Genomic DNA, 13,309 nt, shown 5'->3' on the forward strand with positions numbered 1-13,309 from the left:
TTTTCTATTTATTTAGCATTTTTATATGTTTTACTTCATAAAACTTTCTCAACCATCTATCAAAAGGGTTGATAAGTCTATACATTACAGGAACTATTAGAAGAGTCAATATCATAGAACTAAGAAGACCCCCTATGATAGATATCGCCATCGGTGCTTTTGTCTCACTACCTAGTCCATCACCGATTGCTAGTGGCAACATTGCAAAAACCATAGCGATAGTCGTCATTAAAATCGGTCTAAGTCTTTTCTCTCCGGCTTCTATAAGTGCAGAGTCTGCATCTTTACCGCTCTCTACCGCATTATTTGCAAAGTCGACTAGAAGTACGGCATTTTTACCGACCATACCCATAAGAAGCATGAAACCGATCATGACAAACAGACTGAACTGTAGTCCAGACGCATAAAGGGCTAACATCACACCGATGATACTCAGAGGCAGTGCCATCATAATAATTATTGGCTGAATAAGTGACTCATAAAGAACCGCTAAGATGATAAACATAAGTATTACGGAAAGACCAATCGCTACACCAAAAGCAGCAGCAGTCTTCTCCATTTCTTCAGCAAAACCAGTAAATCTATAAGTAACACCTTCTGGCATAAGGGAATCAATAGACTCTCTTGTATATGCAACAGCTCCACCAAGATCAAGACCAAACAGATCTGAAAAAATTGTTACCTGTCTCTGTCTATCGAAGTGGTTTATGGAAGTAAGAGATTTACTTTTAGTAAATGTAACTAACCCATCAAGATATATAAATTGACCATTCTCAGCACGAAGCTGAATCTTTTTGATATCATCTATACTTACTCTGTTATCATCATCAAACCTTAGAGTGATGTTGTACTGTTTACCATTCTCTTCAAAGTATGAAATCTCCAAGTCGCTTGAAAATGCAGTTGATACTGCCTCTGCAATCTGAGATGCAGAGATGCCAAGTCTATTTGCATTTTGTCTTAGTATATTGATATCTATCTGCGGTCTTGCTTCATCTAAGTTCGTATCTATATCAACAAAACCCTCTTTCTTGCCAAGGTGGTCTATGAGATTATCTTTTGCAACTTGCAAGTCTTCAAATGAGTCTGATTTTAAAACTATCTGGTAAGGTACAGATACACCTGCACCTTTGATGTTTGGAATCGCTGCTGCCGTTATAAACATATCTTTAGAAAATGGTTTCATCTTTGCTCTAAGATTTTGAGTTACTTCTTCTTGGTTTAACTCTCTCTCATGTTTTTCTATGAGTTTTACATACATAAGAGCTTTGTGTTTCTCTTGCGCTGTGTTGTAACCAATAGTCAAAGTAGTGTAGACAACATTCTCATCTGCTCGTATAAGATCCTCGACTTCTTTAGACTTTCTTATCATCTCCTCTAGTGAGATGCCAGAATCTGCTTTTATCTTTATCTCTAGTTCTGACTTATCCTCTTTAGGTATAAAGTCCATACCAATCTTAGGGAAGAGACTAAGAGATGCGAAAAATACCGCAAGAACTACAATCAAAGTTAGTACTTTAAATCTAAGTACAAGTTTTAGTATTTTCTCGTAGCCCTTCTCTAGCGCTTTAAAAACAAACTCTGTTTTATCATAAAATTTACTTTCACCCTTGTGTAAAACCCTAGCACTAATACTCGGGATAAAACTAAGAGCAATCGTATACGAGATAATAATCGCAAATCCGACTGTCATAGCAAATGATTCAAAGAACTTTCCAACAATTCCACTCATAAATGAAACAGGAATAAAAACAGCTAAAAGCATCGCAGAAATCGCAAGGATAGTAAACGCCATCTCTTTAGTACCTTCTACAGATGCTTCAAACTTACCCATACCCTCTTCCATTTTTTTGTAGATGTTCTCGATGACAACAATAGCATCATCGATGATAATACCAATAGCCAAAGTAAGACCGATAAGAGTCATCCTGTTTAAATCAAATCCCATATAATCCATAAGAGCAAATGTACCCATGATAGATGAGGGAATAGAAAGAGCAGAGACCAGAGTAATCGTCATATTTCTCAAAAATACAAATACAATAATAGCTGCTAAAATAGCACCATAAATAAGGTCAAACTCAACATCTTCAAGTGAGTTAATTATAAAAGGTGTAGTATCATTTAAAATAATAACATCATAGTTATCTTTCGCATAACCTTGAAGATCAGGTACCACCTTTTTTACACTATCAACTATATCAATAGTATTTGTCCCTGAGATCTTTTGAACTTCAAGCATAACGCCTTCTTCACCATTATATGAAGCGTAACTTTTTGCATCGCTTAAGGCATCTGTAACTGTCGCTATATCTTTTAGTTTAATGTCGTCTTTTATTTTTATGTTTTCAAGCTCTTGGACACTTAGTGCATCTGCTTTAGTTTTGAGTATAAACTCTTGTGTATTAGTTATAAGTTTACCACCTCCGATTTTCACATTCTCTTTTGCAACTATGTCATTCAACTCACGAACCGTAATACCAAACTTGTTTAGAAGTCTCGGGTTTGGATATATCTTTATCTCTCTATCTTTATATCCGATGATATTTACGGCACCTACACCATTTATCTTTTGAATTTTTGGCTTAACTTTCTCATCTGCAAAAAGCATAAGATTTTGGATAGTCTCATTTTTTGCAGTTAAAAATATGTTAACAATAGAAGCTCCACCGATATCGAGCTTACTTACAAGTGGTGTCTTGGCATCACGAGGCATGACAACTGCGGAGACTTTGTCTCTTACATCATTTGTTGCTTCATCTATATCGCGCTCTAAAAAGAACTTTACAGTTACAACACTTACACCCTCACTACTGGTAGATATAATGTTATCAATACCGCCAATTCTAGAGACTGCTTCTTCTATCTTGTCTGTAACCTGAGACTCTATTGTTCCAGCTTCTGCTCCAGGATAAACTGTCTTTATCGTAACCATTGGAAAGTCAATATTTGGAAAGAGTGCCGATGGCATAGACTTATAACTCATCCATCCAAATATTACCAATGCAACAACATACATCAGTGTTGTTATAGGCTTATTTATAGAAAACTTATACATCTAAGACTACTTAACATCAGGTACTACAATATACCCTTCACCAAAAAGACCAACCACAAAACCGTTTGCAATAACTTCTGCTTTTATCTTTCTGTTGTCACTATTTGCATGTGGATAAAGTTTAGAGATTTTACCACTATATGTTTTGTCATCACCGTTAACAGTGTACTTAACAACATTGCCAACTTTTACTGTTTTCCAGTATTTTTGATCAAATTCAAAAACCAGTTTTCTTTTTGAGAGACTCTGTATTTTAAAGATAGTTCTTAGCATCATCCCACTAACAACATCACCGACCTCAACACTCTTCTCAAAAATCACACCGTCAAATGGAGCGAGAACAATACTTCTGTCTAAAAGTGACTGCTGGTAAGCCAAGTTTGCTTTTGCAGATGCTACTGCTACTTTTGCTCTCTCATAAACTAGTTCATACTGGTCAAACTTTGCTTCATCTATGAGATCTTTGATAAGAAGCTGTCTATCATAATCTTTTTTTGCAAACTTCAAAGTAACTTGTGCTTCAGCAAGGGAAGCCTTAGCAATTTGAAGGGCAGCTTTTAAATCATCATTTTGAAGTTCTACTAATTTTTCACCTTTTTTTACACTGCTTGCTACATCAACATATACTTTATCTATTATACCGCTAGAATAAAATGCCAAATTAGCACTTTTGTCTGCTTCTATATTAAATGTTGCGTATATCTCTTGCGCACTCAAACTAGCTATTAAAGCTAAAGTTACTAAAATTATTTTCTTCATTGTAAAAACTCCTCTATATTTTTTCCTGCGTAGTAGTAATACGCTGCGTATGCGATTTCCAAGTCATTAACTGATGTCTCATAAAGTGCTTTAGCCTCTGTTTGAGAGCTAAGCGCATCTAAATAGACTACGTTGTCAACTATTCCTGCATCATACTTTTTACTTATTGTCTTAAAAGCACTTGTTGCAGCTACTAAAGCACTCTTTGCACTTTTAATTTTTATGTGACTTGTATCTATAGCAGAGAGTGCCAATTCATAGCGCATAGCCTGCTCTTTTTTAAAATACGATACTTGAGTATTTAAAGCTTGTGAATTAATCATTAACGCTTGTTTACTCTTAGCTACAGTCCCATAATCAAATAGTCTCATATTTAGAGATAGTAGTAGTTTGTTTTGATTATCCACACCTTCTGGATGCAGAGCATCTGAGCGCTCGTAACCGTAAACACTAAATGTATCTTCTATTTTCAGTTGTGGATAGTAAATACTGTCCACCGACTCAGCACCATCTACGAGTGCATCTTTTTTAGCCATAAGAGACTTAACGCTGTCTATCAGTTCTTTTGTCTGTTTTGAAAACTCTTTGAACTTTGAGTCATCAAGAGTTTCAATGTTCTTTCCGACTTTTAACTCTAGTGATTTTTTTGCAGATAATATTTGAAATTTCATAGACTCCATCTCATATATATTTGTGTCATACGCAGCTTGGAGTCTATCTACATCATCGTTTGTTGCAACTTTAGCTGCAAAAAATCTCTTCATTCGAGTTAATTGTTCTTGTAATGATTTTCTGGCCTCTTCTCTAGATGCAAGGGTAGCTTTAAGACTTTTGATATTAAAAAAGTCTTGAACTATTTGCAAGCTTAAGCTTTTTTTAGTTGACTCAGAATCAAAGTTACTAGCCTTGTACTCATTTTTACTCTGGTCTAAAAGAGCTGATTTTTTACCACCGTCATAAATATCAAAAGAAGCTTTTGCAAATCCGCTATATACATCACCGGCTTGCATAGGAGTTTTCTCATCAAGAGACTGGTAAAAAGCACCAACATCTATAGTTGGGAAGTAAGCACTTCGACGTGACTCAACCTCAGAACTCTTTGCTTTTTGTGTTAAAGTTTTTGAAACTACAAGATCACTATTTTGTGTAGCGTAATCAAGCAATGACTTAAGACTCTCTGCATACATAAAAGCAGGGATAATTAAAAGGATTAGTTTATTCATTTTTTCACCTCTATAAGATCAAATAGTGCATCAGCAAACTGATGGATCTCTTTTTTTACATCATAAATAGTATGCGTTACTTCACTTGAAATAAATAAGCCCTCAGCCGTTGCGAACAGACCTCTCGCAAACTTTTGGGAACCTTCTATAAGCTCACCGTTTTCTATACCTTTTTCAATGATCTCTTCAAACCATTGAAAATAACGATTGGTACAATTAGTTTGAAATTCCATCATCTCTCTATCTGGATTTGTCAAAGAGATAGAGATAAACTCTTTATACAATTGTCTTAGTTCTACATCTTCATCTCTATAAAATATACTTGCAAACTCTTTGATTTTTTCTCTTGTTGTAGTTAATGCTTCTAATCTAATATGTTTATTTTCTATATTTTCTTGCATTAATATATTTACAATTTCAAATACTATCTCTTCTTTATTTTTAAAATATCCATATATAGTACCCTTACCCACTCCTGCCGTTTTTGCGACTTGAGATACAGTTAGATCATTGATACCATTTTGAAAAAACAGCTCTTTACATGATAATGCTATGTCTTTTCTTTTTTGAATTTTATCTACAATAATTGCCATAATTTTCCTTTAAAATAGAATGACTGACCGTCGGTCATTTAAACAAATTATAGTTCATGCACCCTTAAATAATAATAAATGACCAATAGTCATTTAAAAACAACTTCTAAATTTAGGGCGAACCACACTTTACTTATCATATGCAAGTATTTAAAAGTGGTGTACCTACGCAAAAAGAGAGAGCTGACTTTATAAACACTAATGAGCCTTCTACAGCAAGACTAATCAGCCGTTTGGAAGAAAAAAGTTTTATAAAAAAACAGCTGATGAAAAAGATAAGAGAAAGAAAGTTATCTTCCTAACTACAGAAGGAAGAGAACTTTTAAATGAAATACTACCATTTGCACTCGAAGTTAGTAATAGTTTTACATCTAAAATTTCTGAGCAAGAGAGTAAAACTCTTTACGCGCTTCTACTAAAAGTTATAAATTAGTTCTGTCCACAGTAATTGTCGTTACATTCTGGAACTGTACTCTTTGGCATTGTTGATTAGAAACTCAACGTACCAGTGCCACCGCGTCTATCTCAACTAAAGCATTTTTAGGAAGAGTTTTTACAGCTACTGTGGCACGAGCAGGTTTATGCGAGCCAAAAGCTTGTTCATAAATTTCATTGATAATTCCAAAGTCATCCATAGATGCTATGAAAATAGTAGTCTTAACTACCATATTCATTGAGCTTCCAGCCTCTTCTAAAACAGCTTTTAGATTTGCCAATACTTGCTTTGTCTGTATAACTACGTCATCTTCGAGCATTACACCCTCTGGTGTTAGTGCTATTTGACCTGATGTGTAAACCATTCCGTTTGCTACTACTGCTTGAGAGTATGGTCCTATTGCCGATGGCGCTTTTTTTGTTTGTACAAATTTCATTTTATTATTCCTCTTTTTATTTTCTTTTTACGTTCTCTGTCTACATCACCCAAAAATGACCTAAAATCCAACTCATCCCAGTAACCCAGAAATGAATATATGACCTTACCTTCTGCCGTCACGAAATAGTGTCTTGGAACTCTTTTTATTTTAAACTTTTTAGGTAAATAATCCATATCTCTGTCTGCGTGGACTAGAACATACTTTTGCTCTAGCATCTCTAAGACTCTCTCATTTTGTAGTGTAGAGCCCTCAAACTTTCTGCACCAGCGACAACTCTGAGATGTTATAAGCACATAGACATCTTTTTTCTCTTTTTTTGCAATCTTAAGTGCTTCTTTATAGTCACTCGACCACTCATGTTCATCACCTAAGAGTGAAGAGATTAGAAGTATTGTTAAGATTATATACTTCATTAATCTCTCTATTCCCAGATGCTGATAAGATTTTTAAAGACTTGGTAAAGCTCTTGTACTTCCTTAACAGTTGTTCTCTCATTTACAGCGTGGATAGTATCGTTTATAACACCAAACTCTACAACATCTACACCCATAGAAGATATAAACCTTGCATCTGATGTCCCGCCTGCTGTTGAGTGTTTAGGCTGGATGCCTGTAACGCTCTCTATGGCTTCATCTATCTTCTTTACAAGCTTTGTATCTGTCTCCGTTTTAAACGGGTATGAGCCTTGTGTAAGTTTGAGCTCATACTCTAAACCGTCTAAGTTCTTCGCAACAAACTCTCTCACTTCTTTTTGAGTCGTAAGAGTCGTGTTTCTGACATTGAACATCATATCAAGATGGTTTGGAGTGACATTCGTAACCTGCATCCCAGAGCGTATGTCTGTTACAACAAACTTACTAGGACTAAAAAACTCATCTCCGTTGTCAAGGTTCACCCCAGCCATGTTTAAAAGTCTAGGTGCGATGTTGTGGATAGGATTGATAGCTTTTTCAGGATAAGCAGCGTGTCCCTGCTTTCCTTTTAAGGTAATATAACCGTTAATAGAACCTCTTCGCCCTACTTTTATAGCATCTCCAAATACATCTTCACAAGTCGGCTCTGCAACTACTACAGCATCTGGTAGCATTGAGTTCTCTTTTAAGTACTCTAAAACTTTTACAGTTCCGTTTATTGCATCACCCTCTTCGTCTGAAGTAAGTAAAAGCGAAAGTGTTCCGTTGAAGTTCTCAACTTCTTTAACTGCCTGAGTAAATGCCGCTACTCCACTTTTCATATCTTGAGTACCGCGACCAAAGATGTATCCGTCTTTTTCTACTGCCTCATATGGGTCAGTATCCCAACCCTTTCCAGCAGGTACAACATCAACATGCCCCGCAAAGCACAAATGCTCACCCTCTCCAAACTTCTTGTAGATAAAAAGGTTTTTGACATCTTCCACGTCAACACGAACAGCCGTAAAATCTGGTAAGTAGTTTTCAATAAAATCTAAAAGTCCGCCATCATCCGGTGTCTCACTTTTTTGCTCTACTAAGTATTTAAAAAGTTCTATTATATTCATCTATTTCTCAGCACCTGGATTATCGTAAAAGATGTATGAAGTAGAGTAATCACTTATCTCAAAGTAAAGCTTTTTCTCTCCTGCATCTACCTTTAGATTTTGGTTTGCATCTAGTACACCGTAACCATATCGGTATGTTCTAGGATTACTACCTTGTGTTGCTTCAGCAGTTGAAAGTTTGTCAATCTTAATAAATCTCTTCACAAGTTTATCGCCCATATAAATGTCAAGTACACCATCAGTACCCGTCCAGTTTTGGATGCTTCTTCCTATCTTGTTTTGTGTCTCTTGCGTACATCCGCTAAACATCAAAGTCATGGCTATAGTTGCTAATATTATTAATTTTTTCATATTTTATTCCTTGTCTTAAAAAAAGTAATTATACACTTTTTTGATTATAAAGCTGTAAACTAAACTCTACTATGAAGTAAGTTGTATATTTTGTTGTTTTCTCTTTGACCAACAGCCAAAACCAAGATAGTTATTTTGTCATCTATAACTTCATAAGCCAACCTATAACCGGCAGTTCTTAGTTTTATCTTATAAACTTCATCAAAACCGCTAAGCTTATCTTTTACAACTTTTGGGTTTTCGAGTCTTTTTTCAAGCTTCTTTTTAAACTGTTCTTTTATACTACTATCGAGTTTGCCCCACTCTTTAAATGCTTTTGGATGAAAGCTAAGTTTATAACTCATCTAAAGAGACTTCTATAGGTTTAAAATCTTCACTCTGTCTCTCTTTTACATCTTTTGAGAGTAGATAGTCATCAACTATAGCCATCATTTTCTCATAGGTCTCAGCAGGAACCAAATAAGCATTTGTAGTGTTATGATTTAAAATAGCGATAGTTTCACCACCTGCATCTTTAAGTAACTGAGTAGGTGATTTTTTTAACTCTGTAATACTAGCAGTATAGTTTGATAATATAGCTTGCATATTTCACACCTTTTTAAGTATTTAATTTCGTATCTTTATTATAACATTTTATTTAAGCATATAAGGCAATAATTATTTCTGTACTTAAAAATTGGAGATTCATTCATAGAGGTGTAAGTTCAGTTCCTCACTTTTTTGCTTGTTATAGAAAGTTGTAAATTTAAGTATAATACCTTTAATATGCATTACTGAAAAATATAAATAAAAGGTTAATTATATGAGTGAAATTGAAGAAACTGCAAAAGCAACACAGGAGATAGCTAAAGTTTCAGGTAAAGCAATTGATACACTTGATAAGTTTGGTAGTTTTATGTCTAAATATATTGGTGGTTCTGTAGAACAAGCATGTGGTATATTTGAAGATAAACTAAAATATATGAGATGGGAAAATCAAGTTAACCTAATGAATAAAGCAAATTTAAAATTAAAAGAACTGGGACAAATAAATCCTACAAAACATATTCCATTAAAACTTGCTATTCCTTTATTGGAATCAGCATCATTAGAAGATGATAGCTACCTTCAAGATTTATGGGTAAACTTATTAGTAAATTCATCTACTAATTATGATTTTTCATTAGAAAGATCTTATATTATTGTATTAGAACAATTAACTACATTAGAAGCTAAAATATTAATTACTATTTATTCTAATAAATACAAATCAAATATACAATATGATATTCAAACACATTTATTACCAGATAAAATTAATTATATTGAACAAAGTATGGATTTCAGTAAATATAAACATACTCCTAATCCTATTGACCCAGATGATACAATTAAATTAGCTTTGTCTAATTTATCAAGAGTACGATGTATAAATTTAATCCCTACTACTGGTGATGAGAATTATTCTATTATTCATCCAACACTATTTGGAGCTAAACTATATGAGGCAATTAATTAATATCACTTGAAAACTAGCTCGGAACCTAAACGCTAATCCCAATCATCCAAAACAAACTCATCAGATGCATCTTGAGCTTTTGGCTCATTTATCTCCGGCTCTTTTACCTCAACTACTTTAGGTTTAGTCATCTGCTCTTGGAACTGAAGCTCCAGTCCGTTTGAAGTCATAACAAAACCATCGACTCGTAGTTTTCCGTTGTGTATGTCGTTATGGTGCTCTTTACAAAGTGGTACAAGGTTGTGTTTGTTGTCTTGGTGGAAGTGACCTATGAAACCTGCTTTGTCCGCGAGTGAGCGTTGTGAGATGTGATGGACATCCTCTGCCATTGCTCCACAGATTACACATTTTGTTACGTAGAGGTCTTTGTTATACTTGCTTTTCTTTTTCTTGACCAGAAGTTCTAACTCATCAAAGTCATTTGCAAGTCTTTTTCTTATCTTGTTCGCGATGTCGAGAAACTCTGCATCCATGTGAAGAGACTTTGCAAACTCCAGACCGTAGATGCTGCTTCCACTTCCAGATTGTAAAACCCTGTTAAACACAAGTGCATCTTTTACCTCATCATACTCAACGCTTAGATGCAAGTCTACCACATTGTTTAGCGTAGTTATCTCTTTCATTGTCGAGAGCTGATGCAGGTGTGTGGCAAAAAGAAAAAGTGAGCGAAGTTTCGCCAGTTTTATAATGGCAGATGAAACTATGGCAACACCTGAAAGGGTTTCAGTTCCATGACTGATCTCATCACCGAGTATAAGCGAGCGAACTGTTGCACGGTTAAATATATTTTTGAGTTCCAGCATCTCCACTGCGAAAGTTGAAAGTCCTTTTGCAAGGTTGTCTTTTGAGACAATTCTTGTAAATATAGAGTCGAAAAGAGAAAACTTCATAACAGCAGCACTTACAAAAAAGCCAGACTGAGCCATAAGAACTGCTATACCGATACTCTTCATAAGAGACGATTTACCGCTAGAGTTGATTCCGTAAAGAAGTACACCGTTTATGTCATGCCCATCATGAACACGAACGTCTAACATAACAGTCTCAGGATGAGGCAAGTCCATGTAAGCACGATTTCCCATAACTATATCATTTGGTACGTAGATGCCACCACGCTCTTGAATCTCTATGAGTGGATGACGAAGCTGCATGACCTGCATAAAGTTCTCATCCTCTTTTACATCTACTATCATAGGTCTTGAGTGTTTGTACTCCTGAGACACTTTAGATGAACTCACTCCTACATCCAAGTCCGCAACATAACTGATAACTCTGTCAAAAAGCAGAGAGTAACGTCTCTCATACAGAGCTTGAAGCTGGATATATCTCTCTTTTACCAAAACCACTATTTTTCTGCGGTTTTTCATGATTTTATCTGAGAGTGTATCTGTAAATGCAGATGTTATCTTTACACTGTTTGTAAGTTTTTTGACATTGAACTCTTTAAACTCTTCATGGCTTTTAAACTCACTCTCTATCATAGAGTAACGATTTTTACTCAGAGATATATAGTAACCCTCTTTTTCTAAAACACCCAAAGATACAAGACGACTTGATGAACTTGCACTTGAAGCTTCTAAAAGAGCCTCTATCTTACTCATGATATCTTCAAAAGCTATTAGCATAGTATTGTTTTGCTCTACCAAGATATCCACTGCTTCATCGACTCCGCTCATAAGAAAGTTTTCATCTACAGTTGCATTTGTAAAACGGCGAGAAACATCAAGGTCTATGCTCTTGCTTATGTCTCTTAAGAACTCATCTAGCTCAGACTCATGAAAGGGAGTCTTTTGAATCTTATGTTTTTTCACATATCCCATCAGGTCTTTTACACTCACCATAGACTCAAAAACATGGTTCATCTCAAATGGATGCAGACGTCCCAAATCAAGTCTACGGGAGAGTCTCTCAAGATCGTAGACTCCACGCATAGTCTCATCTAAAAATCTTGTGTGAGATGACACTTTCTCTATTAGGTTATAACGACGTTCTAGCTCATCTTTTTCCATGATAGGATTTAGAAGTCTCTCTTTTAAAAGTCTTCTACCGATGGCTGTTGCACTCTTGTCCATCATCTTTAAAAGTGTAAACTCATTTCTATCTTTAGAGATGATTCCGACTTGTTCTAACGCATTGTTTCCAAGATACATAAAACGGCGGTTATCTATAAGATTTGGTCGATTTAGTTTTTGAACTATGTGAATGTCGTGTTCTATAACGAAGTGAACTAAGACAGCAAGAGATTCTGTTATCATCGGATTACGTTCTAAGTCCAGATGCTCTATGGGAGAAAGTAGTGACTGAATCTGGTAAACTTCAGCAAATAGTTTGTTCTGAAAGTCCACCTTTGGTCGCTGGTTATTTACAGAATAGTGATAATGTTCAGCAATCTCTAAGTACTGAACCACATGCTTTTGATCTTGAACTCCATCCAAAAAGCTAATAACTACTTCTGAAGTACGATAGATATTTAAAAGATTAAATATCTCATCAAGAGCATATGACGGATCTTCACTCGTTCCATGTGTCTCATACAACCATGTCTTACCGGTTGTAACATCTATAGCGGAGTAACCAACATTGTAGATGCCTCTATGGCAATCTATTAATATTGATGCTATGTAGTTATCATCATTATCAACGATATGATCAAAGTTAGTTCCCGGTGAGACGATTTGTGAGATATATCTGCTTATCTTTGGCGGGTTACCTTTTTGTTTTACTACAATGATAGTGTATTTTTGCTCTTGTATAAGACGACTTAAGTAGCGTTCAAAAGAGACTGCAGGTACACCTGCCAAAAGTGGATTTTTGTCAGAATTTTCTATGATATTTTTATTTTTTTTAGTCAGTTGTATATTTAAAAGTTCAGCTATCTCTTTTGCTTTTCCAACCTGTTCATCATCATTATTAACTTCATAGACTTCAAAGAAAGTTCCTATCTCCATAAAGACTACAGTATTTGTCCCGTACTTATCCTCAAAATATCTCTGTAGATCGAAATATGTTTGAGTTAATAATTTATCTTTGTTATTTAATATAGAACTTACATCTGATGAGAGCATTGATTACTTTTCCACTGTTTATATAGGTCGAGATTATATCATAAATGTTAAATCTGTTCAGTGCCATGTATTGTCTATAGACATTTTAGACAAAAACTCACTACTAACTCACTTTTGTCTGTTATTATGTTCACTATATATTTTTACAAGCAAAATACTCTAAGGAAAAGAAGAATGAAACATATGTTAACTTCGTTAATATTGTCGTTTTTAGCATTATCGCTAAGTGCTTCAGAATTTACTCACATTCAACCAATAGCAGTTGAAGAAGCACCTATTGCTAAAGCTGTTGAAGCTGCACCTCTAGACAGTGACTCAGATGGTGTTTTAGACAAAGACGATAAGTGTCCTAATACTGCAGCAGGTGA

13 protein-coding genes and 1 pseudogene are annotated in these 13,309 nt (G+C 35.1%); 3 read left to right on the forward strand and 11 right to left on the reverse strand.

Annotation, left to right across the window (positions count from 1 at the left end):
* Positions 1-4: 4 nt before the first annotated feature.
* The 4 genes from ABZC13_RS11085 to ABZC13_RS11100 are packed head-to-tail and all read right to left on the reverse strand — an operon-like array spanning position 5 to position 5,633.
* Positions 5-3,058: an efflux RND transporter permease subunit gene (locus ABZC13_RS11085; RefSeq protein ID WP_373003592.1), complete on the reverse strand. Its 3,054-nt coding sequence runs from the start codon at positions 3,056-3,058 to the stop codon at positions 5-7.
* A gap of 6 nt (positions 3,059-3,064) precedes the next feature.
* Positions 3,065-3,817: an efflux RND transporter periplasmic adaptor subunit gene (locus ABZC13_RS11090; RefSeq protein WP_373003595.1), complete on the reverse strand. Its 753-nt coding sequence runs from the start codon at positions 3,815-3,817 to the stop codon at positions 3,065-3,067.
* Entirely contained in the window at positions 3,814-5,040 is a 1,227-nt protein-coding gene (locus tag ABZC13_RS11095; RefSeq protein ID WP_373003599.1) for a TolC family protein, read from the reverse strand. The genes ABZC13_RS11090 and ABZC13_RS11095 overlap by 4 nt, the downstream gene beginning before the upstream one ends.
* Positions 5,037-5,633 (reverse strand): TetR/AcrR family transcriptional regulator, encoded by a 597-nt coding sequence (locus tag ABZC13_RS11100; protein ID WP_373003602.1) that lies wholly within the window; start codon positions 5,631-5,633, stop codon positions 5,037-5,039. The genes ABZC13_RS11095 and ABZC13_RS11100 overlap by 4 nt, the downstream gene beginning before the upstream one ends.
* 140 nt (positions 5,634-5,773) lie before the next feature.
* Here ABZC13_RS11100 and ABZC13_RS11105 point away from each other — a divergent pair, with 140 nt between their 5' ends.
* Positions 5,774-5,935, forward strand: coding sequence for a hypothetical protein (locus ABZC13_RS11105; RefSeq protein ID WP_373003605.1), 162 nt, complete (start codon positions 5,774-5,776; stop codon positions 5,933-5,935).
* A gap of 195 nt (positions 5,936-6,130) precedes the next feature.
* Here the strand turns inward: ABZC13_RS11105 and ABZC13_RS11110 are convergent, their stop codons facing one another.
* The 6 genes from ABZC13_RS11110 to ABZC13_RS11135 are packed head-to-tail and all read right to left on the reverse strand — an operon-like array spanning position 6,131 to position 8,963.
* The gene (locus tag ABZC13_RS11110; protein ID WP_373003608.1) at positions 6,131-6,505 is read right to left on the reverse strand and encodes a RidA family protein; all 375 of its coding nucleotides are present in this window, start codon (positions 6,503-6,505) and stop codon (positions 6,131-6,133) included.
* A complete protein-coding gene (locus ABZC13_RS11115; protein WP_373003611.1) occupies positions 6,502-6,921 on the reverse strand; it encodes a thioredoxin family protein in 420 nt (139 codons plus the stop codon). The genes ABZC13_RS11110 and ABZC13_RS11115 overlap by 4 nt, the downstream gene beginning before the upstream one ends.
* Positions 6,922-6,929: 8 nt before the next feature.
* Positions 6,930-8,027, reverse strand: coding sequence for a succinyl-diaminopimelate desuccinylase (dapE, locus tag ABZC13_RS11120; RefSeq protein ID WP_373003614.1), 1,098 nt, complete (start codon positions 8,025-8,027; stop codon positions 6,930-6,932).
* Positions 8,028-8,378 carry a hypothetical protein gene (locus ABZC13_RS11125; protein ID WP_373003617.1) on the reverse strand — a complete coding sequence of 117 codons (351 nt, stop codon included), beginning with the start codon at positions 8,376-8,378 and terminating at the stop codon, positions 8,028-8,030.
* A gap of 59 nt (positions 8,379-8,437) precedes the next feature.
* On the reverse strand, positions 8,438-8,722 hold the full coding sequence (locus ABZC13_RS11130) for a type II toxin-antitoxin system RelE/ParE family toxin (protein WP_373003621.1): 285 nt from the start codon (positions 8,720-8,722) through the stop codon (positions 8,438-8,440).
* Positions 8,712-8,963: a type II toxin-antitoxin system Phd/YefM family antitoxin gene (locus tag ABZC13_RS11135; protein WP_373003624.1), complete on the reverse strand. Its 252-nt coding sequence runs from the start codon at positions 8,961-8,963 to the stop codon at positions 8,712-8,714. Before ABZC13_RS11135 ends, ABZC13_RS11130 begins: the two co-directional genes overlap by 11 nt.
* Before the next feature lie 217 nt (positions 8,964-9,180).
* On the opposite strand from ABZC13_RS11135, the gene ABZC13_RS11140 reads away from it, so the two are divergent.
* The gene (locus ABZC13_RS11140; RefSeq protein ID WP_373003627.1) at positions 9,181-9,876 is read left to right on the forward strand and encodes an Abi-alpha family protein; all 696 of its coding nucleotides are present in this window, start codon (positions 9,181-9,183) and stop codon (positions 9,874-9,876) included.
* A gap of 32 nt (positions 9,877-9,908) precedes the next feature.
* Here ABZC13_RS11140 and ABZC13_RS11145 read toward each other — a convergent pair whose 3' ends face one another.
* Positions 9,909-12,941 carry a DNA mismatch repair protein gene (locus tag ABZC13_RS11145; RefSeq protein ID WP_373003630.1) on the reverse strand — a complete coding sequence of 1,011 codons (3,033 nt, stop codon included), beginning with the start codon at positions 12,939-12,941 and terminating at the stop codon, positions 9,909-9,911.
* Positions 12,942-13,115: 174 nt separating this feature from the next.
* On the opposite strand from ABZC13_RS11145, the pseudogene ABZC13_RS11150 reads away from it, so the two are divergent.
* Positions 13,116-13,309: pseudogene (locus tag ABZC13_RS11150) on the forward strand (OmpA family protein); the annotation flags it as partial.

This window comes from Sulfurimonas sp., assembly GCF_041563035.1.
GTDB lineage: Bacteria > Campylobacterota > Campylobacteria > Campylobacterales > Sulfurimonadaceae > Sulfurimonas.